This window comes from Streptomyces sp. CA-249302 (assembly GCF_050936785.1).
In the GTDB taxonomy this organism is placed as follows: domain Bacteria; phylum Actinomycetota; class Actinomycetes; order Streptomycetales; family Streptomycetaceae; genus Streptomyces.
In genome coordinates, this window is record NZ_JBNJMG010000001.1 from 3,837,787 (window position 1) to 3,858,605 (window position 20,819).

General features: G+C 72.1%; 22 protein-coding genes. 10 read left to right on the forward strand and 12 right to left on the reverse strand.

All coding sequences use genetic code 11. The features are described from left to right. Positions 1 to 21 precede the first annotated feature (21 nt). The 3 genes from ACQEWB_RS17160 to ACQEWB_RS17170 form a co-directional block, all read right to left on the reverse strand. Positions 22 to 780 (reverse strand): SDR family NAD(P)-dependent oxidoreductase, encoded by a 759-nt coding sequence (locus ACQEWB_RS17160; protein WP_432831807.1) that lies wholly within the window; start codon positions 778 to 780, stop codon positions 22 to 24. 96 nt (positions 781 to 876) lie between these two features. Next, positions 877 to 2,241, reverse strand: coding sequence for a sigma-70 family RNA polymerase sigma factor (locus ACQEWB_RS17165; protein WP_432831809.1), 1,365 nt, complete (start codon positions 2,239 to 2,241; stop codon positions 877 to 879). 83 nt (positions 2,242 to 2,324) lie between these two features. Continuing rightward, positions 2,325 to 3,212 carry a LysR substrate-binding domain-containing protein gene (locus ACQEWB_RS17170; protein ID WP_432831811.1) on the reverse strand — a complete coding sequence of 296 codons (888 nt, stop codon included), beginning with the start codon at positions 3,210 to 3,212 and terminating at the stop codon, positions 2,325 to 2,327. 148 nt (positions 3,213 to 3,360) lie between these two features. Between ACQEWB_RS17170 and ACQEWB_RS17175 the strand changes: the two genes are divergently transcribed. Beyond that, entirely contained in the window at positions 3,361 to 4,266 is a 906-nt protein-coding gene (locus ACQEWB_RS17175; RefSeq protein WP_432831813.1) for an SDR family oxidoreductase, read from the forward strand. Between the two features lie 52 nt (positions 4,267 to 4,318). Here the strand turns inward: ACQEWB_RS17175 and ACQEWB_RS17180 are convergent, their stop codons facing one another. The 3 genes from ACQEWB_RS17180 to ACQEWB_RS17190 form a co-directional block, all read right to left on the reverse strand. Beyond that, the gene (locus tag ACQEWB_RS17180; protein WP_432831815.1) at positions 4,319 to 5,224 is read right to left on the reverse strand and encodes a LysR family transcriptional regulator; all 906 of its coding nucleotides are present in this window, start codon (positions 5,222 to 5,224) and stop codon (positions 4,319 to 4,321) included. 9 nt (positions 5,225 to 5,233) lie between these two features. Next, positions 5,234 to 6,097 (reverse strand): DMT family transporter, encoded by an 864-nt coding sequence (locus ACQEWB_RS17185; protein WP_432843859.1) that lies wholly within the window; start codon positions 6,095 to 6,097, stop codon positions 5,234 to 5,236. A 95-nt stretch (positions 6,098 to 6,192) separates the two neighbouring features. Then, positions 6,193 to 7,134 carry an EamA family transporter gene (locus ACQEWB_RS17190; protein WP_432831817.1) on the reverse strand — a complete coding sequence of 314 codons (942 nt, stop codon included), beginning with the start codon at positions 7,132 to 7,134 and terminating at the stop codon, positions 6,193 to 6,195. 109 nt (positions 7,135 to 7,243) lie between these two features. Here ACQEWB_RS17190 and ACQEWB_RS17195 point away from each other — a divergent pair, with 109 nt between their 5' ends. After that, complete coding sequence (locus ACQEWB_RS17195) at positions 7,244 to 7,768, forward strand: MarR family winged helix-turn-helix transcriptional regulator (protein WP_432831819.1); 525 nt, start codon at positions 7,244 to 7,246, stop codon at positions 7,766 to 7,768. A gap of 12 nt (positions 7,769 to 7,780) precedes the next feature. Here the strand turns inward: ACQEWB_RS17195 and ACQEWB_RS17200 are convergent, their stop codons facing one another. Continuing rightward, positions 7,781 to 9,235 carry an FAD-dependent monooxygenase gene (locus ACQEWB_RS17200; RefSeq protein ID WP_432831821.1) on the reverse strand — a complete coding sequence of 485 codons (1,455 nt, stop codon included), beginning with the start codon at positions 9,233 to 9,235 and terminating at the stop codon, positions 7,781 to 7,783. A gap of 146 nt (positions 9,236 to 9,381) precedes the next feature. On the opposite strand from ACQEWB_RS17200, the gene ACQEWB_RS17205 reads away from it, so the two are divergent. Then, complete coding sequence (locus ACQEWB_RS17205) at positions 9,382 to 9,969, forward strand: TetR family transcriptional regulator (protein WP_432831823.1); 588 nt, start codon at positions 9,382 to 9,384, stop codon at positions 9,967 to 9,969. Between the two features lie 115 nt (positions 9,970 to 10,084). Here ACQEWB_RS17205 and ACQEWB_RS17210 read toward each other — a convergent pair whose 3' ends face one another. After that, positions 10,085 to 10,336 carry a hypothetical protein gene (locus ACQEWB_RS17210; protein WP_432831825.1) on the reverse strand — a complete coding sequence of 84 codons (252 nt, stop codon included), beginning with the start codon at positions 10,334 to 10,336 and terminating at the stop codon, positions 10,085 to 10,087. A 507-nt stretch (positions 10,337 to 10,843) separates the two neighbouring features. On the opposite strand from ACQEWB_RS17210, the gene ACQEWB_RS17215 reads away from it, so the two are divergent. Further along, entirely contained in the window at positions 10,844 to 11,233 is a 390-nt protein-coding gene (locus ACQEWB_RS17215) for a hypothetical protein (protein ID WP_432831827.1), read from the forward strand. 80 nt (positions 11,234 to 11,313) lie between these two features. Here the strand turns inward: ACQEWB_RS17215 and malQ are convergent, their stop codons facing one another. Then, positions 11,314 to 13,398: a 4-alpha-glucanotransferase gene (gene malQ, locus ACQEWB_RS17220; protein ID WP_432831829.1), complete on the reverse strand. Its 2,085-nt coding sequence runs from the start codon at positions 13,396 to 13,398 to the stop codon at positions 11,314 to 11,316. Continuing rightward, entirely contained in the window at positions 13,399 to 13,629 is a 231-nt protein-coding gene (locus ACQEWB_RS17225; protein WP_432831831.1) for a hypothetical protein, read from the reverse strand. A gap of 183 nt (positions 13,630 to 13,812) precedes the next feature. Here ACQEWB_RS17225 and ACQEWB_RS17230 point away from each other — a divergent pair, with 183 nt between their 5' ends. Genes ACQEWB_RS17230 through ACQEWB_RS17240 form a run of 3 tightly spaced genes read left to right on the forward strand, consistent with a single transcriptional unit; the run spans position 13,813 to position 16,411 of the window. After that, positions 13,813 to 14,346, forward strand: coding sequence for a PadR family transcriptional regulator (locus ACQEWB_RS17230; protein ID WP_432831833.1), 534 nt, complete (start codon positions 13,813 to 13,815; stop codon positions 14,344 to 14,346). Next, a complete protein-coding gene (locus ACQEWB_RS17235) occupies positions 14,343 to 15,056 on the forward strand; it encodes an ABC transporter ATP-binding protein (RefSeq protein WP_432831835.1) in 714 nt (237 codons plus the stop codon). Before ACQEWB_RS17230 ends, ACQEWB_RS17235 begins: the two co-directional genes overlap by 4 nt. Next, positions 15,053 to 16,411 (forward strand): FtsX-like permease family protein, encoded by a 1,359-nt coding sequence (locus ACQEWB_RS17240; RefSeq protein ID WP_432831837.1) that lies wholly within the window; start codon positions 15,053 to 15,055, stop codon positions 16,409 to 16,411. The genes ACQEWB_RS17235 and ACQEWB_RS17240 overlap by 4 nt, the downstream gene beginning before the upstream one ends. A gap of 92 nt (positions 16,412 to 16,503) precedes the next feature. On the opposite strand, the gene ACQEWB_RS17245 is transcribed toward ACQEWB_RS17240, so the two are convergent. Continuing rightward, positions 16,504 to 17,040: an HNH endonuclease gene (locus ACQEWB_RS17245; RefSeq protein WP_266514508.1), complete on the reverse strand. Its 537-nt coding sequence runs from the start codon at positions 17,038 to 17,040 to the stop codon at positions 16,504 to 16,506. Positions 17,041 to 17,377: 337 nt separating this feature from the next. Here ACQEWB_RS17245 and ACQEWB_RS17250 point away from each other — a divergent pair, with 337 nt between their 5' ends. Together ACQEWB_RS17250 and ACQEWB_RS17255 are read left to right on the forward strand one after the other, a co-directional pair. Then, entirely contained in the window at positions 17,378 to 18,481 is a 1,104-nt protein-coding gene (locus tag ACQEWB_RS17250; RefSeq protein ID WP_432831840.1) for a mechanosensitive ion channel family protein, read from the forward strand. A gap of 136 nt (positions 18,482 to 18,617) precedes the next feature. Further along, a complete protein-coding gene (locus ACQEWB_RS17255; protein ID WP_432831842.1) occupies positions 18,618 to 19,238 on the forward strand; it encodes a Uma2 family endonuclease in 621 nt (206 codons plus the stop codon). Positions 19,239 to 19,245: 7 nt separating this feature from the next. On the opposite strand, the gene ACQEWB_RS17260 is transcribed toward ACQEWB_RS17255, so the two are convergent. Beyond that, positions 19,246 to 19,626: a hypothetical protein gene (locus ACQEWB_RS17260; RefSeq protein ID WP_432831844.1), complete on the reverse strand. Its 381-nt coding sequence runs from the start codon at positions 19,624 to 19,626 to the stop codon at positions 19,246 to 19,248. A gap of 317 nt (positions 19,627 to 19,943) precedes the next feature. Here ACQEWB_RS17260 and ACQEWB_RS17265 point away from each other — a divergent pair, with 317 nt between their 5' ends. Beyond that, positions 19,944 to 20,798 carry a hypothetical protein gene (locus ACQEWB_RS17265; protein WP_432831846.1) on the forward strand — a complete coding sequence of 285 codons (855 nt, stop codon included), beginning with the start codon at positions 19,944 to 19,946 and terminating at the stop codon, positions 20,796 to 20,798. The last annotated feature ends 21 nt before the right edge of the window (positions 20,799 to 20,819 follow it).

Consider the following 20,819-nt stretch of genomic DNA (forward strand, 5'->3'; position numbering starts at 1 on the left):
GCCCTTCCGTCCGTCCTACCGTCAGCGCACGACCATCCCGCCGGTCACGTTCACGAAGGTGCCGGTCATCCCGGCCGCGTGGTCGGAGGCGAGGAAGACCGCGGTCGCGGCGACCTCGGCGAGGGTGGGGTTGCGGCGGGTCATCCGCATCGTGGCGAGGTTGTCGACGATGCCCTGGACGGCGCCCTCGTCGATGGCCGGGTTGACCGCGGAGAGCTTCTCGACGGTGAAGGTCTCCGGCACCTCGGCCGCCCACAGCCCCACCGCCCGCACGCCACGCGGGCCCAGCTCGATCGCGAGGTTGCGCACGAGCGTGTCGATCGCCGCGTCCGCCGGTCCCGTACCGCCCATCATCGGACTCCCGTGTGCGGAGCCGCTGTTGAGGGTGAGGATGACGCCGGAGCCGCGCTCGGCCATGCGGCGGCCGGCGGCCCGGGCGGTGATGAAGTTCGCGCGGACGCCGTTGACCACGGGCCGCAGGAAGTCGTCGACGGCCATGTCGGTGAGCGGGGCGCCCTGGACGTCACCGCGGGTGACCAGGTTGAACGAGATGTCGATGTCCCCGACCCCGGCGAGGTGCTCCTCCACGGCCGCCTCGTCGAGCGCGTCGACGACGGCCACCTCGGCGTCCTTGATGTCCGCGGCCACCGCCTCCAGGGTCTCCCGGGTCCGGCCGACCAGGTGGACCCGGGCGCCCTCGGCGGCGAAGGCACGGGCGACCGCACCGCCGAGGGAGCCGCCGGCGCCGTACACGATCGCGGTCTTGTCGGTGAGCAGCATGGTGATCTCCTCGCATCTGCTTGCGTCTTCGGAAGCGTGTTCCGTGTTCCGTATCGGTCGGTCATACAGACGCACGGCTCCCCGGACGCTCATCGGTCACAGCTTCAGCGGCAGCCCGAAGGACGGGAACAGGTGCGGTTCGAAGGACGTGATCTCCACGATCCGGTCGTCCGCGTCGAAGCGGAGCACGTCCAGGACCTGGGCGCGGTAGACGGCCGTACCGGGCCGGCGGACGTAACCCCCGGCCGCCAGCTGGCCGTTGGCGCGGGCGGGCAGGTGGCGCCAGTGGCCGAAGAACATCGGGGACGCGGGGTCGAGGGTGGGCCGCAGGAACTCGACGAGGGCGTCCCGGCCGGTGAACCAGAACGGGTTGGGCGGCATGGTGAGCCGTACGTCCTTGTCGAGCAGGTCGGTCATCGCGCCGAAGTCGAGCTGTTCGGCCGCGGTCATGTAGGCCTGAAGGACGGCCCGTTGGGCCTCCGTCGGCTCGGCGGCGCGCCAGTCGGCGCGCGGTCCGGGCAGGTGGTCGCGCAGGGTGGGGCGGGCCCGCTGCAACGCGCTGTTGGCGGAGGCCACGGTCAGGCCGAGGGCCTCGGCGGTCTCGGCGGCGCTCAGCCCGAGCACGTCCCGCAGGACCAGCACGGCGCGCTGGCGGGGCGGGAGATGCTGGATGGCGGCGAGGAAGACCAGCTCGAGGGTCTCCCGGGAGACGGCCGCGGCCTCCGGCTGCCGCTCCGCGGAGGGCAGTTCCTCGTCGGGGTAGGGCTGGAGCCAGGTGATACGGGCGGGCGGCTCGCCGGTGCCGTGGTTCATGCCGGGGATCGGCTCGTAGCGCTGCGGGCGGCGGGCGGTACGGCGCTGGAAGTCGAGGCAGGCGTTGGTGGCGATGCGGTACAGCCACGTACGGGCGGCGGCCCGCCCCTCGAAGCCGTCCCGGGCCCGCCAGGCGCGCAGGAACGTCTCCTGCACCAGGTCCTCGGCGTCGTCGTAGGAGCCGGTCATGCGGTAGCAGTGGACCTGGATCTCGCGGCGGTGCGACTCGGTGAGGGCGGCGAAGTCGGCCTCGGTGACGGTTTCCGCGCCGCGGATTTCCGTAACGACGTCTGCTGTGACGGCGTTTTCCGTCACGAGGTCCGCTGTGGCGGCGTTTTCCGTAACGGGCGGGTGCGTGACGGAATCGTTGGCGCTGTCCCGGGCCACCCGTGCGACCCGGCGGAGCCGGGCGACGGAGGCCGACAGCTCGGTCACGCCGGAGTAGAGGACGGAGGCCGGCTGCGGCACGAGCTCCTTCACCCGCCGCCCGATGTCCTCGATCAGCCCCTCCACGCCGGGCCCGGCCCCCTTGCGCTCCCGGTACGCCTTCTGCCGGCACGCGGCCGAGCAGTACAGGGAGCTGCGGCCCTTGCGGCCGGTCCGCTCGGGAAGCGGTCTGCCGCAGCCGGCACAGAGGTCGGCGACCACGGGCACCTCCGGAGGTCCGGGATTCGCGTCACGCGGGGACGGAGTGACGCTATCGCGGTACGAAGGCCGGAGGGGAGCTCCGGTCAGTCCGGTTCGGTCGGCCGGGTGAGGTGGGTTCGGGCGACCTTGCGGAACGCGGCCACCAGACGGCTGCGGTCGCCGGCCCGGGTGGCCAGGGCGACCTGGCTGGGCTCCACGCCGTGCAGCGGTACGGAGGTGAGATCGGGGCGCAGCCGTACGCCGGTCGGACTGGCCGTGATGACCAGGGCCTCCCCGGCGGCGACGACCTCGAACTTGTCCTCCAGGTCCCGGATCTCGGGGCCCTCGGGCACCGGGCGGCCGTCCGGCCGGGGTTCGATCCGCCAGAAGGCGGCCCAGGCGGGGTCGGCGCCGACGATCCGGGGCATCGGCTCGTCCGCGATGTCGTCGACGGTGACGGACTCCTTGCCGGCCAGGCGGTGACCGACGGGGACCACCACGGCCCGGGGCTCGTCGTAGAGGACGGTCACCTCCAACTCGTCGGTGGTGAAGGGCAGTCGGGTCACGGCCACGTCCACCCGGCGTTCGAGCAGGGCCGTGCGCGCCTCGTCCCAGTGCAGGTGCATACTGCGCACCTCGGCCTCGGGATGCCTGCGCCGCAGCTCGCGCACGGCCGCGGTGACGAACAGGCCACTGGTGAAGCCGACGGTGAACCGGCTGGGCTCGGCGGCGGCCCGGGCCTCGGCCGCGGCCTGCTCGGCGGAGCGCAGCAGCGCCCGCGCACGGCGCAGGAACACCTCGCCGGGCTCGGTGAGCCGGGTGCCGCGCGGGGTGCGGTCCAGCAGCCGGGCGCCGACCTGCTGCTCCAGGCTCGCGATCTGCCGGCTCAGGGACGGCTGGGTGATGTGCAGGGCCTCGGCGGCGCGGCCGAAGTGCCGGTGCTCGGCGACGGCGGTGAAGTACCGGACCAGTCGGAGGTCGAGGTCAGCCATGCCTCCAGCGTACTCACCGCCTTCACCTTTCTCACCTGTGGTGATGCCCGAACCGTATTGCGCCATGCGGAACAGGCTTTGGACGCGGCGACCGCCCCCTCCGCAGGATGGAGGCACACCCACTCACCCCCTTCCGAAGGGCCGCACCATGCGTGTATTCGTCACGGGCGCCACCGGTTTCATCGGTTCCGCCGTGGTCCGTGAACTCCTCGACGCCGGGCACCAGGTGACCGGCCTGGCCCGCTCGGACACGTCCGCGGCGGCGCTGACGGCCGCCGGGGCCGACGTGCACCGCGGGGACCTCGCCGATCCGGCCGGGCTCGCCGAGGCGGCCGCTTCGGCCGACGCCGTTGCCCACCACGCCTTCATCCACGACTTCTCGGCGGACTTCGACTTCGCCGCCGCGTGCGCGGCCGACCTGCGGGTCATCGAGACGATCGGGGCGGCGCTGGAGGGCTCGGACAAGCCCTTCGTGATCTCCTCGGGCACGGCCCTGCTCCAGGGCGGTCGGGTCGTCACCGAGGAGGACACGCCCGCACCGGGGTCGTTCGGGGAGGTCCGCGGGCGGAGCGAGAGCACGGCCGTCGCGCTGGCCGACCGCGGGGTGCGCTCGGCGTCGGTCCGTTTCTCGCCGACCGTGCACGGCCTGGGCGACCACGGCTTCGTGCACATGCTGATCGGCATCGCCCGCGAGAAGGGCTTCGCGGCCCACGTCGGCGACGGCGCCAACCGCTGGCCGGCCGTGCACCGCACGGACGCGGCCCGCCTGGTCCGGCTCGCCCTGGAGGGCGCCCCGGCGGGCAGCCGTCTGCACGCGGTCGCCGAGGAGGGTATCCCGTTCCGCGACATCGCCACGGTCATCGCCCGCCACCTCGACCTGCCGGTCCGCTCCATCGCCCCCGAGGAGGCGGCGGCCCACTTCGGCTGGCTTGGCCACGTCGTCGGCCTCGACGTACCCGCGTCGAACACGCTGACCAGGAAGTGGCTGGACTGGGACCCGACGGGACCGGAACTGCTGGAGGACCTGGAAGAGGGCCACTACTTCAAGAACTAGCTCCGGTACTTCAGGAACCAGCTCCGGTACTTCAGGAACCAGCTCCGGTACTTCAGGAACCAGCTCCGGCCGCTTCCCGCAGCGCCTCCAACACCCGCCCCACCGCCGCCCCTTCCTCGGCGCCCTTCCGCACGGCGGCCACGACGTGCCGCAGCGGCCGGTCCACGGTCAGCTCCCGCAACGCCACACCGCCCGGCCTCCCCACCACCGCCGTCCGCGGCACCAGTGCCACCCCCATCCCGGCCTCCACCATCGCCAGGATCGCCGTCCAGCCGGCCGCCGAATGCCCCTGCACCGGGCTGAACCCGGCCGCCTCGCAGGCCGTGCGGGTGATGTCGGACCAGGGGCCGCTGCCGCCGAAGATCCACGGTTCCCCGGCGAGGTCGGCCAGTCGCAGGCCGTCGGCGGAGGCAAGGGCGTGGTCGTGGGGCAGGGCGACGTCGAGCGGGTCGGCCAGGAGCGGGACGCGGGTGAAGCGGGGGTCGGCGGCCGTGGGTGCCTGCGCGGCGAGGGAGAGCGCGAGGTCGACTTCCCCGGCGGCGAGCAGCTCGTACGCCTGGCCGGCCTCGGCCTCCCGTACCCGCACGGTCACGCCGGGGTGGGCCGAGCGCAGCGCCCGTACCGCAGGCACCACGAGAGCCGGTACGGCCGTCGAGAAGGCACCGACCCGCACCTCCCCCACCTCACCCCGCGCATACGCCGCCAACTCCGCGTCCGCCCGCTCCAGTTGCTCGAACACGGCCTCGGCATGCCGCAGCACCAGCCGCGCCGCGTCCGTCAGCCGCACCCGCCGCCCCCGCGCCTCCAGCAAGGGCACACCAAGCTGCCGAGCGAGGTTGGACAGCTGCTGCGACACCGCCGAGGGCGTCATGCGCAGCGCCTCGGCGGTCGCGGTCACGGTCTCCCGCTCCCCGAGCGTCCGCAGAATCCGCAGCTTCCGGATGTCCCAGTCGACCATGGCCGCAACCTATCCCGCGGCGCCCAGCCCCACCCCACCGAGGATCAGCGCCATGCACAGCATCTGCCTCCATCCGACCCCCTCCCCGAGCACCGCCCACGACAGCAGCGCCACGCACACCGGCTGGAGGTAGTAGACGACTCCCGCGCGGGTCGGGCCGATCAGGGCGATCGCCTTGTTCCACGCGAAGAAGGCAACGGCCGAAGAGGCGATGCCGACGTAGAGGAGGGGCAGCACGGTGCCGGTGGTCGGGGTGAAGCCGCCCTGCACGGCCAGGCTCACGACCTGGGCGGGCAGCAGCAGGGCGACGCCGAACAGGAAGGTGGCGAACAGGAAGGCCGTACCGCCGAGCCCGGCGGGTCGGCGCCGCAGCAGCGCGCTGTACGAGCCGAAGCAACAGGCCGCCGCGATCATCCACAGGTCACCCGCCGCGAACCCGGCCCCGCCGCCCACCAGCAGCAGCACCCCCGCACAGGCCGTCAGCAGCCCGGCGACCCGGCGTCCGCCCAGCCGTACCCCCGCCGCCCGCTCGAAGCCCGCCATCAGCACCGGCGAAGCGGCCATGATCATGCCCATGTTGGCGGCCGGGGTCGTCAACCCGGCCTGGTTCACAAGGGTGTTGTAGACGGTCACCCCGAGAAGCGAGACGAGCAGTACGAAGCCGAGGTGACGCCGTATCAACTTCCGTTGCTGCCAGGCCTGTCGAGCCCCGAAGGGCGCCACGGCCACCAACGCCACCAGCCACCGCCAGAACGCCTGCTGCACCGGCGGCACGCTGTCGTGCAGCGCCCGGGAGGTGACGAAGCTGCCGGACCAGACGACGGTCGCCAGGGCGGCGAGGGCGAGTCCGAGGAGGGGCGCGTTGCGGGCCATGACGTCACGTGGGGCGGCGGTCCGGTCGAGGACGGCAGTCAATGGGGTCCTTTCGGTGGTGGGTGATCCCGGTGATCCCGGTGATCCCAGTTCACCTACCGTCGCAGCGCCGAACCTGTCACGTCCATCGAATCTTTTCGACCATTACCTTCAGCTGAACTGAACAATCGACGGGACCCACGAGCCGCCCCGACCCTCAGCTGCCCGGCCACCGTCGCCCCGAACGCCAGCCCCATGCCCACCAGTTGGACCGGAGTGAGCGCCTGACCGAGGGCCGCCCAGCCGACCACCGCCGCGGTCAGCGGAGAGAGCGGGCCGAGGAAGGTGACCTGCGTGGCGGTGAGGCTGCCGATGCCGCGGAACCAGAGCCAGTAGGCGACGGCCGTGTTGGCGAGGGCGAGATAGAGGTAGCCGCCGATCGCAGGAGCGTCCAGCGCGGGTGGCGCGCCCTCGACGAGGAGGGCGAGCGGCGCGATCAGCAGGCCGCCCGCGGTCAGCTGCCAGCCGGTGAGCGCGAGCGGGCCCACCCCCTCGGGCCGGCCCCACTTCTTGGTCAGCACCGTGCCGGTCGACATCGAGGCCGCCGACGCGAACGCGGCCAGGACACCGACGGGATCGAGCGCACCGGCCGCCTTCAGTACGACGAGACTGACGCCGAACGCCGCCACGACCCCGGCGACCACCGCCCGCCCCGTCGGCCGCTGCCCCAGCAGCAGCGCCGAGAGCCCGACCACGAACAGCGGCCCGACCGACCCGACGACGGCCGCCATCCCGCCGGGCAGGCGGTACGCGGACAGGAACAGCAGCGGGAAGAAGGCGCCGATGTTCAGCGCGCCGAGAACGGCCGACTTCCACCACCAGGCACCGCGCGGCAGCACCCGGGCCACCGCCAGCAGCACGAGCCCGGCGGGAAGCGCCCTGGTCAGGGCCGTGAACAGGGGGCGGTCGGCCGGGAGGAACTCGGTCGTGACCGCGTAGGTGGTGCCCCAGGAGACGGGGGCGAGGGCGGTCAGCAGGACGGTCGCGGATCGGTTCATAAGAATTAGCTTAGCGCTAAGCAACTTTTAGGCAAGCTACTTTCCAGTGATCTACTTTCCATCAAGTCACTTTCTTGCGACCGACCGGTCGGCGACGGATACTCCCCCCATGAACGCGAGCCCCCGCCCCCAGCCCGCAGGCGACCCCGTCGACGCGATCGTCGAGCAGTGGGCCGAGGTGCGGCCCGACCTCGACACCAAGGCGATGGAGGTCTTCGGGCGGATCTTCCGCCTCTCCCGCGCCATGGGCGACCGTATGGAGAAGGCGTACGCGCCTTTCGGGATCTCCCGCGGCGAGTTCGACGTCCTGGCCACCCTGCGCCGCTCGGGCGAGCCCTACGCCCTCTCGCCCCGCCAGCTCTCGGCGACCCTGATGCTCACGACGGGCGGCATGACCGGCCGCCTCGACAAACTGGAACGCGCCGACCTCCTCCGCCGCTCCCCCGACCCGCACGACCGCCGAGGCCTCCAGGTCACCCTCACCGAGAAGGGCCTGCACCTCATCGACGAGACGGTCGGCGCCGGACTGGCCGCCGAGACAGAGGCCCTGTCCGCCCTGAACGCCGAACAGGCCGACCAACTGGCCGACCTGTTGAGGGAGTTGCTGGCGAGCACCCAAAAGCCGCTGCACTAGCACCGGGGCTCTTCAGCCCACATGCGTGGCGAGCGCCCGCTCGATCGTCTCGGTGTCCGCCGCGTCCGCCGCCCAGGCCACGTATCCGTCGGGGCGGACCAGGACGGTCGTGCGGCGGTCGCTCGCCCACTGCTGTACGTCCAGGCGGTCCTTGCGCAGGCTCTGGTCCTCGTGCGGCTCCGGGGTGATCAGGACGAAGTGGCCGCCGCGCAGGGCCTCGTAGAGGCGGCCGCTCCGCAGCCTGACGTCCGGGACGCGGGTGCCGGTGAGGCGGTGGGCGCCGCGCGGGGCCGGGTACCGGTAGCCGATGCCGGTGAGCCGCTCGGTCATCCTGCGGCGGGCCGGCGCGACCGTGTTCAGGATGCCGGTGAGGACCGCCCGCTGGGCCAGCGTCCAGGGGCGCTTGGCCATGGCCATGCGGACGATGCCGCCGCTGCTGCGCAGCACCGACCTGCCGACGGGGTGGCGTTCGGCCTGGTAGGTGTCGAGGAGGGCGGCACCCACGTGGCCCTGGACCACGGCCGCCAGCTTCCAGCCGAGGTTGGCCGCGTCCTGGAGGCCGGTGTTCATGCCCTGGCCGCCGGCCGGGGTGTGCACGTGCGCGGCGTCGCCGGCGAGGAAGACCCGGCCCACGCGGTAGGCGGGCGCCTGGCGTTCGTCGCTGTGGAAGCGGGAGAGCCAACGGGCGTCGTGCATGCCGTAGTCGCGGCCGAGGGCGAGCCGGGTGACCTCCTTGACCTCCTCCAAGTCGAGGGGCTCGCTGTCGGGGACGTCGTGGGCGCGGTTCCACGCGATGACGCGGTAGTAGCCGTCGCCGAAGGGCGCGAGGAAGGCGAAGGCGTCGCCGACGGTGTCGACGGTGAGCAGCGACTCCGGCTCCTCGGCCAGCCGGACGTCCGCGAGGACGACGGAGCGGATGACGGACTTGCCCGGGAAGGGCAGACCGATGGCCGTGCGTACGGCGCTGCGCATGCCGTCCGTGCCGACCACATAGTCGGCGCGCAGGCTCTCCGCCGCCCCGCCGGGGCCGCGGACCTCGACCGTGACGCCGTCCGCGTCCTGGGCCAGGCCGGTCATCTCGGTCTCGTACCGGAACTCCACGCCCGCCTCCACGGCCCGCCGCTCCAGGACCTTCTCCACCTCGTACTGCGGGATGACGAGGAGGTGGTTGAAGCGGGAGGGGAGCGTCGTGAGGTCCACGGAGAGGCGGGTGAAGAGGCGGAGCCGGTCGAGGGGGCGGCCGGCGGCCTCGAGCTCGTCGGCGAGGCCGCGGGCGTCGAGCTGCTCCAGGGTGCGGGCGTGCAGGACGAAGGCCCGGGAGAGGTTGCTGATCTTGTGGGGGCGCTTCTCGATGAGGGTGACGTGGACACCGGCGGTGGCGAGGTCGCCGGCGAGCAGGAGGCCGGCGGGGCCGGAGCCGACGACGATCACGGGGGCGGTGGGAGCGGGGGTGGGGTGGGAGTTCATGGGGAGCCTCCTCCTGATGCCAACAACTGTTGGTCAACAACTGTTGGTCAACAACTGTTTGCCAACGCTTGTTGACGAAGTTAGCGCCGCCGCCCCAGCCAAGTCAACACTTGTTGGCCCACAAGCGTTGGCATACGCTCGTAGGTATGAACGGCACTGACGACTCCGGTTCCGGCGGCCCCCGTCGCCGCTCCGACACCACCCGTAACGCGATCCTCGCCGCGGCCCGCGAGCGCTTCGCCGCCGACGGGTACGAGCGGGCCACCATCCGCGCCATCGCCAAGGACGCGAACATCGACCCGTCCATGGTCATGCGCTACTACGGCAACAAGGAGGGCCTGTTCGCCGCGGCCGTCACGGTCGACCTCAAACTCCCCGACCTGGGTTCGATGCCCCGGGACGAGGTCGGCCGGGCGCTCGTCGCGCACTTCCTCGACGTGTGGGAGCAGAACGACGAACTCACCGCACTGCTCCGGGTCGGCGCGACCAGTCAGGCCGGGGCGGAGCGGATGCAGCGGGTCTTCCGGGACCAGTTGCTGCCGGTGACCCGGCTGGTGTGCCCGGACCCGGAGCAGGTGCCGACGCGGGCCGCGCTCGCGGCGACGCAGGTGCTGGGGCTGGCGCTGACCCGTTATGTGCTGCGGCTACAGCCGGTCATGGCACTGGGGCGGGGCGAGATCGTGGCATGGCTGGGCCCCACGATCCAGCGGTACCTGACGGCGCCGAGCCCCTGACGGCGCCGAGCACGCCCCCGAAGACCCCCTGAAGCACGTCAAGGGCGCCCACCTCACCGCCGTACCGGAGAACGCGTACGTGCGGCGGGGCGGGCGCCCTCGCGAGAACGTGAGGTCAGGCCTTCGCCTTGGCCTTCGGCTGGCGGTCCTTGGACTTGTCGAGGACCATCACGAGGCCCGCGATGATCCCGAACAGCGCGAGCGGGGCCACGACGTAGAGGCTCAGCGTCTCGACGACGCTCAGGCCCTTGCCGGGGTCGTCGCCGTCGTCGCGCGTCAGGGCGAGCGCGGGGGACGTCATGAGCAGCATCATCAGCGTCGTACCGGCGGCCAGGGCGCCGGCGCGCAGGGCGTTCTTCTTGTCCACGAGGTCAAAGTATCCAACGCCGGTTCGGGGCGCTCGCCCGGGGTCGGGAACTGTCGCCTGCCGACCGCTCATAGGCGTGCTCCGGCGTGTACGGATGACTGTCCCGGCCGCGGGGATTCGCGGGTCCTGGTAGGGAAACTGGTGTTCTTCAGTCGAATGCGTGACCTTGGTGGGGGTCGGTCGTTTCTGGTGTCGGAGGGTTCTTCGGCCGTGGGGGTGACGGGGTGGGCGGCTTGCGGGAGGTGGCGGCGTCGTTCGTGGCGCCCGGACCGTCCGGGGTGGCGGTTCGCGACCGGCTGAAGGGTCTGACGTCCGCCGACGAGAAGGAGCTGCGCCTGGTTGGTGATCTGCTGGGAACGCTGGCCGCCCGTGATCTGAAGGCGCGGTGTGCGGCCGGGCCTGCGCACGACAGTGACGCGTGGGCGCAGCGCAAGCGGGCCCTGACCGGGGAGTCCTCCGCGCGCTGGGCGGGCAGCATCACGGAGGCCGGCCACGATCAGTGGGGACGTGCCGCTGGAGGCGGCCCGCGCGAACGGGGTGGTCGGCGTGGACACCAACGCCGACCACCTCGCGATCGCGGTAGCGGACCTCGACTTCACCACGGAGAAGACCCGTGAGAAGCACGGCCGCAAGAAGCGCTTCCGCAAGCTGATCTCCGGCCTGCCCACCTCCCGGCTGCGCTCCCGGCTGATGTCCATGGCCGCCGAACTCGGCATCCCCGTCGTCGCCGTCGATCCGGCCTACACCAGCCGCTGGGGCGCCCAGCACTGGCAGAAACCCCTCACCACGAAGACCTCTCGCCACGACCCCCGGACCACGGACACGATCCGTGCCGCCCGGCTGCGGCGAGAACGCGGTGGACCAGAACGCCCAACACCGTTCGGGGCGTTCGGCTGAGCACGACTCCTGGCAACAGGACTCACTCCCACTCAGTCTCTGGAAACGGTGCGCAAGAGGGTGCCCCGCGGGGCCGCCCCTCAGCTGTCCGGCCGGCGCAGCACCTCCAGCAGGGCGTGCAGCCGGGGCGATCTCGCCAGTTCCTCCAGCGTCACCGGTCGGCCCTCCGCGTCCGCGATCGGCAGGCGCCAGTTCGGGTACTGGTCCCAGGTGCCGGGGAGGTTCTGCGGGCGGCGGTCGCCGACCGTGTCCGGGAGCCAGATGCCGAGCATGCGGGACGGGGTGCGGAGCAGGAAGCGGTGGACGGCCTGGATCTCGGCCTCCTCCGACGGAGTGCCGTGCGCGCCGCCCGTGCCGTGCAGCAGGCCGAGGCGGGTCAGTACGGCCAGCCACTCCCCCGTGTCGGCGGCGGCCTCCGCCCGTTCCTCCGCCAGGGGGCGGGTCAACAGGCCCAGCCGGTCGCGGAGTTCGACGTGTTCGCCGGTGAGGCGGGCCGCGGTGGGCGGCAGGTCGTGGGTGGTGGCGGTGGCGAGGCAGTCGGCGCGCCAGGACTCCGGCGGCAGCGGGCGGCCGTCGCCGTCCCAGTCCCGTTCGAACCACAGCACGGAGGTGCCCAGCACCCCGCGCTCGCGCAGCTTCTCCCGCACGCCCGGTTCCACGGTGCCCAGGTCCTCGCCGATGACGACGGCCCCGGCGCGCGCGGCCTCCAGCACCAGGATGGCGAGCATGGCCTCGGCGTCGTAACGGACGTAGGTCCCCTCCGTGGGCGGATGCCCCTGCGGCACCCACCAGAGCCTGAACAGGCCCATGACGTGGTCGATGCGCAGGGCGCCGGCATACCGGAAGAGGGCGCGCAGCAGGCGGCGGTACGGCTCGTAGCCCGACGCGGCCAGGCGGTCCGGGCGCCAGGGCGGCAGGCCCCAGTCCTGGCCCCGCGCGTTGAAGGCGTCCGGCGGGGCGCCCACCGACATCCCGGCGGCGAAGTACTCCTGCTGCGCCCACGCGTCGGCGCCGTCCGGATGCACGCCCACCGCGAGGTCGTGCACGATCCCGACCGGCATCCCGGCCTCGCGCGCGACCCGCTGGGCGTCGGTGAGTTGGGCGTCGGTGAGCCAGGCGAGCCGACAGTGGAAGTCGACGCGGTCCATCAACTCCCCTCGCGCACGGGCGGTTTCGGCCGAACGCGGATCACGGAGAGGCTCGGGCCACCGACTCCAGTCGGAGCCGTGCACCTCCGCCAGCGCGTACCAGGTGGCGTGGTCCTCCAGCGCCTCGCCCGCCTCGGCGAGGAAGTCGACGTAGGCCGCGCGCCGCCCGGGCCCGAGCGGTACCTCGCGGATCAGCTCCAGCGCCTCCCGCTTGAGCTCCCACACCGCGTCCCGGTCGATCAACGCACCCTTCTCCAGGACCGATTCGCGCAGCCGGTCGGCGCGTTCGAGCAGGGCCCGTACCTTCTCCGGCTCCCTGACGTACGCGTACTCGGGCACGTCCTCGACGCGCAGGTGCACGGGGTCGGGGAAGCGGCGGGAGGAGGGACGGTAGGGGGACGGGTCGGTGGGGGCGCCGGGCACGGCCGCGTGCAGCGGGTTGACCTGGACGAACCCGGCGCCGAGGGCACGGCCGGCCCAGGCGGTGAGCTCACTCAGGTCGCCCAGGTCGCCCATGCCCCAGGAGCGCCCGGAGAGCAGCGAGTAGAGCTGGACGAGGAGTCCGTACGAGCGTGCGGTGGGCGTGGGCAGCCGGGCGGGGGCGACGACCAGGTGGGCGGCGGCGGTACGGCCGTCGGGTGCGGCGGCCGTCAAACGGTGGACGCCGGACGGGAGTTGATCGGCGGAGGCGCGCGTCTCGCCCTGCTCGGTCTCGATGTGCAGCCGGGTGCCGGACGGGAGGGAGGTGAGGGCAGGGGACGTATCGCCGCTCCAGAGCACCACGGTCGGCGGCAGCAGCCGCTCGGCCGTCTCGCGTTCGCGGGCGGCGAGTGCGGCGCGGGCCGCGTCCGCGGTAGCCGTGTCGACGCCGAGGGCGGCCAGCGCGAGGGTGACGGCGGTGGCCGAGGCCGCGACCGTGCGGTCCGGGGAGGGGCTGTAGGAAGTGGCGACGCCGTGCAGCTCGGCGAGCCGGGACAGTTCCTCGGAGGGCGGTTCGGCCGGCCCCTGCGCCGCCATCTACGGCACCGAGGGATCCGGCTCGGGGGCCGCCGACTCGCTGGTGAGCGGCGCCGCGTCGGCGAGCGGCGGCTCACTGGTGAGGGGCTCCGCGTCGGGCAGCGGCGGCTCGCTGGTCAGGGGGATCTCGGCGCAGGCGCCCTCGGCGCTGAAGACGCAGAAGTGCGGCTCGGGTTCGAGGGGCGGCAGCTGCGCCTCGCGTTTGGAGAGGGGGTGTGCCGGTGCGGCCACGAGGGGCCTCCTTCGTGAGTACGGCGACCTTGAGGGTTACCGCAGCCCTACCCAGCGGGCGCGGAGGCAGACGTACCGGATGGAACTACGTGCCTCTCCTCACATTCTGCGTCAACTTCGGCCGCACAGGGCGCCGGATCCCACTATTCACTCAGTACATGTATCCAGTGCATAATGATCGGCATGAGCACCCGCCACATCCTGCTGGGGCTGCTCGCCTCGGGGCCGAGCCATGGCTACGACCTGAAGCGGCGGCACGACGAACGGTTCCCACAGGCCCGTCCGCTGGCCTACGGGCAGGTCTACACGACCCTCCAGCGCCTGGTCCGGGACGGCCTCGCGCTGGTCGAGGGCACGGACTCGGACGGCGGTCCGGAGCGCACGACGTACCGCTCGACCGAGGACGGCTCGCGTGAACTGGCGCGCTGGGCCGGGGAGATCGCCCCGCCGGCCCCGTTCGTGACGAACGAGATCTTCGCCAAGGTCGTCGTCTCGATCCTGTCCGGCGGCGACGCGGGGGCCTATCTGGCCGCCCAACGCGCCGCGCACATGGCGCGGATGCGGCAGCTCACGGCGGTGAAGACCGCCAAGGGCGCCGATCTCGCGACCGTCCTCTCGGCGGACTACGCCCTCAACCACCTCGACGCCGACCTCCGTTGGATGACCACGACGGCGGACCGGCTCACCACCCTGACCGCGGAGGTCGACGCAGCATGAGCAACGGGGACAGCCCAGACAGCACGGTGCCGCTCCTGGCGGCCCGTGACCTCGCCAAGGCGCACGGCAGGACCGAGGCGCTGCGCGGTGCCTCGGTGGAGCTGGCGGCCGGCGAGATCCTCGCCGTGACCGGCGCCAGCGGCAGCGGGAAGTCGACGCTGCTGCACTGCCTGGCGGGCATCGTCCGCCCGGACGCGGGCTCGGTGAGCTATGCCGGGGAGCGCCTCGACGCGCTGCCGGAGAAGCGGCTGAGCGAGCTGCGCCGGACCGAGTTCGGGGTGGTGTTCCAGTTCGGCCAGCTGATCCCCGAACTGACCGCCCTCGACAACGTCGCCCTGCCGCTGATGCTCGCGGGCACCTCCCGCACGGAGGCCCAGGCGCGGGCCGGCGAGTGGCTTGAGCGGTTCGGGGTGCGCGGGCAGGAGGCGCTCAGGCCCGGCGAGATGAGCGGCGGGCAGGCCCAGCGCACGGCACTGGCGCGAGCGCTGGTCACCGGCCCGAAGGTGGTCTTCGCGGACGAGCCGACGGGAGCGCTGGACTCCCTGGCGACCGAACAGGTGATGACGGCCCTGACCCACACGGCCCGGGAGACGGGCACGGCGGTGCTGCTGATCACCCACGACGCGCAGGTCGCGGCGTACGCGGACCGCGAGGTGCGGCTGAGCGACGGCACCGTGGCACCGGAGTTCTCCACGGAGGCCGCCGTATGAGCGCCGATCTGCGGCTCGCCTGGCTGCTCACGCGCGGCTCGGACCAGCGGGAGTGGTGGCGGGTGCTGCTCACCGCCGTGGGGGCGGCGCTGGCGACGGGGATCGGGCTGGTCGTGGCCGCGCTGCTGCCGTTGCAGGGGCACCACGAGGTGACCGTCGGCGCCGGGCTGCTCGACGAGCCGGGGACCCGTGCCGGGGTGATCGTCGCGCTGATGCTGCTGCTCATCCCGGTGGCCGGGTTCCTCGGGCAGTGCGCGCGGATCGGCGCGGTGCACCGGGACCGGCGGCTGGCCGGGCTGCGACTCGCGGGGGCGACGCCGGGGCAGGTGCGGCGGATCGCGGCGCTGGAGTCGGGACTGGCGTGCCTGGTGGGTTCGGCGGCGGCCACGCTGGTCGCCGTACCGACGCTGCTCGCCCTCTGGCACCACCCCGATCCGCTGTCCTCGGCGGGCATGGTCCTGGTGGCCGTGCTGGTGCCGGTGCTGGGCGCGGTGGTCAGCGCGGTGGCGCTGCGCCGGGTGGTGGCCTCGCCGCTGGGCTGGATACGGCGGGTGCGGCCGGCCGCGGGACCGGGCCGGCTCTTCCGGGTGGCGACCGGGCTGCTGGTGCTGCTGGCGCTGTACATCGCGACGACGCCCTTCTTCGGCAACCCCGTCGACTTCGCGCTCGGCCCGTTCACGGTCTTCGCCATGTGTCTGCTGGCCGGTGCCGTGTCGGTGTGGCTGACCGGCGCCTCGGCCCGGCAGCTGGGCGAGGGGTTCGCCGCCCGGGCCCGCCGCCCGGAGCTGCTGATCGCGGCGGAACGGCTGCGCGACGACCCGTGGGCGGCGGCCCGTACACACGCCGCGGTGCTGCTGGTGACGGTCGTCGCCTCGGGCTTCACGGGAGTACGGGAGGTGCTGCTCGCGGACCTGCACAGGTCGAGCCGCGAGGGTTCACTGGGGACGGACCTCTCCTTCTACACCAGCGGCCTCGGCCTGACCGCCGCCGCGGTCCTGGTCGCCCTCGCGCTGGTCCTGACCGCGCTCGCCGTCGGCACCGCGGAATCGCTCGCCACCCGGCGCCGGGGGCTGGCCGCGCAGGCCGCCGCCGGGGTGCCGCACGGCGTACTGGCCCGGGCGATGCTCCTGGAGACCGCGCTGCCGCTGGCGCCGGCGGTCGCGGCGGCGGGCGTGGGCGGCCTGGCGATCGGGATCTGGTACGGCTCGGCCACCTCGGAGCACATGTCGGTGCCCGTCCCGTTCACCGCGCTGCTGGTCCCCTTCGCCGTCTACGCGGCCTGTCTGCTCGCGGCGGCGACCTCGCTCCCGCTCCTGCGCCGCTCGGTCCGCCCCGCGGAGCTGCGCTACGCATGACGGTCCGGCCCCGGGAGTACGGAGGGCTCCCGGGGCCGGGCGACGCTGTGCCCGCAGGCCCCCTCACCGGGGGTGTGCGAAGGCCCGGATCGTCAGGCGGAAATGCCGTCGATCCGGGCCATGGCTGCCTCCGCGCCGTACGGCTGCAAGTACGGCAGCCAGCGCGGGTCCCTATGCCCGGTGCCGATGATGCGCCAGGCGAGGCCGGTCGGTGGTGCCGGTTTGTGGCGCAGCCGCCAGCCGATCTCGAACAGATGTCGGTCGGCCTTCACGTGGTTGCAGCGGCGGCACGAGGCCACCACGTTGTCCCATACGTGCTTGCCCCCGCGGCTGCGCGGAATGACATGGTCGACGCTGGTTGCGACGCCACCGCAGTACATGCACCGGCCCCCGTCGCGCGCGAAGAGCGCCCGCCGGGTAAGAGGAACGGGCCCCCGATAGGGAACCCGGACGAATCGCTTGAGCCGGACCACGCTTGGTGCGGGGACTGTGACGGTTGCGCTGTGCATGAAGGCGCCGGATTCCTCCAGGGAGACAGCCTTGTTCTCCAGGACGAGGACGAGCGCGCGGCGGAGCGGTACGACGCCGAGTGGCTCGTACGACGCGTTGAGGACCAGGACATGCGGCACGGATGCCTCCTTGGGCGTCGGCGGCGCGTGGCTCGCGCCGGGACGATCTGTAGTCAGTCTCCCCTCTTGCCTGGTGGAAGCGCCACCATGTCCCGGTAACGGGCTGGGAGTGTTTTCGACCACATCTGATTCATCCCCCGGAGGGCCTCGGGTTTATCCCACCTGCTCATCGCGGGGTGCGCACGGTCCCTCCTCAGAAGACGGCAAGGATTCGCACACCGTGCCCCGATAGTGTGGTGGGCCTGCCCGTCCGGTGACCTTTTCGTGACCTGACCGACGCGACCCTGGCCGGGTCGACGTGCCGGAGGGCGGACCGCTGCACCTGGAGGTACCTGCCGTGTCCTTGCCCGCCGTCCTACTGGCCGCCGGTTCGTCGCCGTCGCCGACCCCCTCGGAGTCGACGACCCCGGCGGTCCCCTCGCTCCAGGACGCCCAGGAGAGTGCGACCAACGCCGCGAGCTGGGTCGAACAGAACTGGTCGACCTGGCTGGCGATCGGCCTGCGGGTGCTGTTGATCCTGGTGATCGCCGGGATTCTCAGAGCGGTCGTACAGCGGGCGATCACCAAGCTCATAGACCGGATGACCCGCACCGCCGAGGCGGTCGACGGCACCACGCTGGGCGGTCTGCTGGCCAACACCGAGCGCCGCCGTCAGCGCTCGCAGGCGATAGGGTCCGTCCTCCGCTCGGTCGCGTCCTTCGTGATCCTGGGCACCGCGGCGCTGATGATCCTGGGCGCGTTCCAGATCAACCTGGCCCCGCTGCTGGCCTCCGCCGGTGTCGCGGGCGTGGCGATCGGTTTCGGCGCGCGCAACCTCGTCACCGACTTCCTCTCCGGCGTTTTCATGATCCTCGAGGACCAGTACGGCGTCGGCGACACGATCGACGCGGGCGTCGCCTCCGGCGAGGTCATCGAGGTCGGCCTGCGCGTGACGAAGCTGCGCGGCGACAACGGTGAGATCTGGTACGTCCGAAACGGCGAGGTCAAGCGCATCGGCAACCTCTCCCAGGGCTGGGCCACGGCCGGCGTGGATGTCACGGTGAAGGCGAACGAGGACCTGGACAAGGTCAAGTCCACGCTGGACGAGGTGGCGGAGAAGATGAGCGCGGAGGACCCCTGGAACGAGCTCCTGTGGAGCCCGATCGAGGTCCTCGGCCTGGACAGCGTCCTCCTGGACTCGATGGTCGTCCGGGTCTCGGCGAAGACCATGCCCGGCAAGTCCCTGACGGTCGAACGCGAACTCCGCTGGCGCGTCAAGCGGGCCTTCGACGCGGCGAACATCCGCATCGTGGGCGGCGCGACGGCTCCCCTGGGCGAGGAGGAGCCCGACGACCTCACGGCGGCGGTCGCGTCCCCGTCGGCCCACTCCAACCCGGACTCCCCGCAGTCGGCGGCGGCTTCGCCGATCGTGCAGCAGCGGGCGTCGGCGCCCGGGAAGTAGCGGAACGGTTCAGCACACTCGTTCGAGTGAACGGGCGGGGCATTCCGGCGCCGAGGGCGCGCTGGGTGCCCCATCGTTCTGCCGGGGCACCCGGTGCGGGCTTAGCCTGGCATCAGTCCGACAAGGAGACCGAGTGATGAGCGCGGAGCCAATCATGGAGCCGGTCATGCCGCAGGTGGACCCCATCGACCTGTTGAGGACGATCGAAGAGGCGTCGCCGATGCCGATTCGACCCGAGTACGTCGAGGGGACGGTCGTCGTGCCGCCGCAACCGAACGACAACCACAACGACGGTGCATTCGAGCTGAGCTTCCAGTTCCGCGCTGCCGGCTTCCGGCTCGTGGGCATGGGTAACGGTTACCGCGCCGCCAACAAGGACGGTGGCACGCTCGGGCTGGTCGTCCCCGACTTCTACGTCCGCCGCCGCAAGGCCTCCGAACTCGACGAGTCGTATCGCAAGGCAAACAAGGGCTGGTACCCCGTCGACATGATCGCCCTGGTCGGTGAGGTCACGTCATCCAACCACTGGGCGGACACCGGCCCCAAGCTACGCACCTACGCCGCCGCCGGCATCCCCGTCTACGTCCTCATCGACCGCCACTCCAAGACGGCCCACTGCTACACGGACCCGGTCCTCCCCGGCGAGGACCCCACCGAGGCCTACTACGACACCGACACCAAGGTCGACCTCGGCGCGCCCCTCCCGCTCCCGGCGCCCTACCCGACCCTGGACACCGCGCCGTTCCTGGAGAGCTGAGGCACGGTCAGATCCGGCCGCAGGTCAGTTCGTAGGCCTCCTTCATCCAGGCCTCGTCGCCGCCTTCCTTCGCGGGATCCACGCCGCACTGGAGTGAGGCGCCCGCGCTGCCACCGTAGGGAGTCACGCTGCCGTACACCGGTGTCGTGGTGCTCCCGGGGCAGTCCACGGTGAAGCTCGACTGGAGGATCCGGACCGCCTCGGCCTGTACGAATCGACCCTCGCTGCCCATGCCCACCCGCTCGGCCAGCTCCGCGTAGACCCGCCGCGCGGACACGCTCGGGTCGCTCACCTCGACCCGAGGCTCGAAGGTCCGTACGGGGACGAGGGGGTACGTCACCCAGCCGTCCGAGTCGCTCACTTTCACCACCGGGGACACCGCGACCAATTGCCACTCCCTCGTCGAGCTCCCCCAGTGGATGGTCCCTTCGGCGCACGAAGTCGCCGTCACGGAAGGCGACTTCACGGCACGTGTCTGGGCGCGACCACCCGCGTCGCACGCCCCCACCGTCACGCACACCAGCAGCGCCAACGCCCCACCTCGTACCGCCCTGCTCATCCGCCCCACCCGTATCCGAACCTTCATCGTTTTCACAGGATGATCGCATTCCGGCCACCCCTTCTCGCCACCTAAGGTCAACCTCACAGCGGGCCCTTGTTCTGGAGCGCTTACGCCCAGGGGCCCGTCTCGAATTGGGGAAACGCATGAGAAAGCTCGCCATAGGCGCCGCCCTGTCCGGCGCCCTGGCTCTCACCGGCCTGGCCGCGCCCGTCGCGTCGGCCGCCACCAGCCCTGACCTGACCTTCTCCGACGTCGTGGTGAACAAGGGCAAGGCGATCGTCGTCGGCACGACCGCCACCGTGAAGGTCCCGGTGACGTACACCTGGACCCGGCCCGCCGACTTCACGGTCGACTACAAGACGAACTTCGCCGGCGTCACGATCTACCGCGGCACGCTGAAGAACATGAGCAACGGCGTCGACCCCGAGGCCGCGCCCACCTGCACCACCACCGCCACGACCGACACCACGGTCACCCAGGCCTGCACCGAGACGCTGGTCATCGACCCCGAGGACAGCCTGTACGAGGCCGCGGACGCCACCACCTGGAAGGCGGCCGGCTTCTACGCCCACGTCGACCAGGACACCGACGACTCCGACGGCCACATCAGCTTCGACTACGGCTACGACCTGTGGGGCCCGCTCGGCACCGCCCAGATCAAGCGCGCCGCGAAGCTCACCACCAACGCCACCCCGGAGCCGGCCGTCCAGGGCAAGACCCTCACCGTCAAGGGCAAGCTCACCCGCGCCAACTGGGAGACCGTCAAGTACTCGGGCTACAAGGGGCAGTCCGTGCTGCTCCAGTTCCGGGCCCGCAACAGCGACACCTACACGACCGTCAAGACGGTGAAGTCGGGTAGTGGCGGCGCGCTGTCCACCACCGTGAAGGCCTCCAAGGACGGCTACTACCGGTTCAAGTTCGCCGGTACGTCCACCACCGGCGCCAAGACCTCCACCGGTGACTACGTCGAGGTCGACCCGCCGAAGTACGAGGATTAGTCAGCCTTACCGACACCCGGC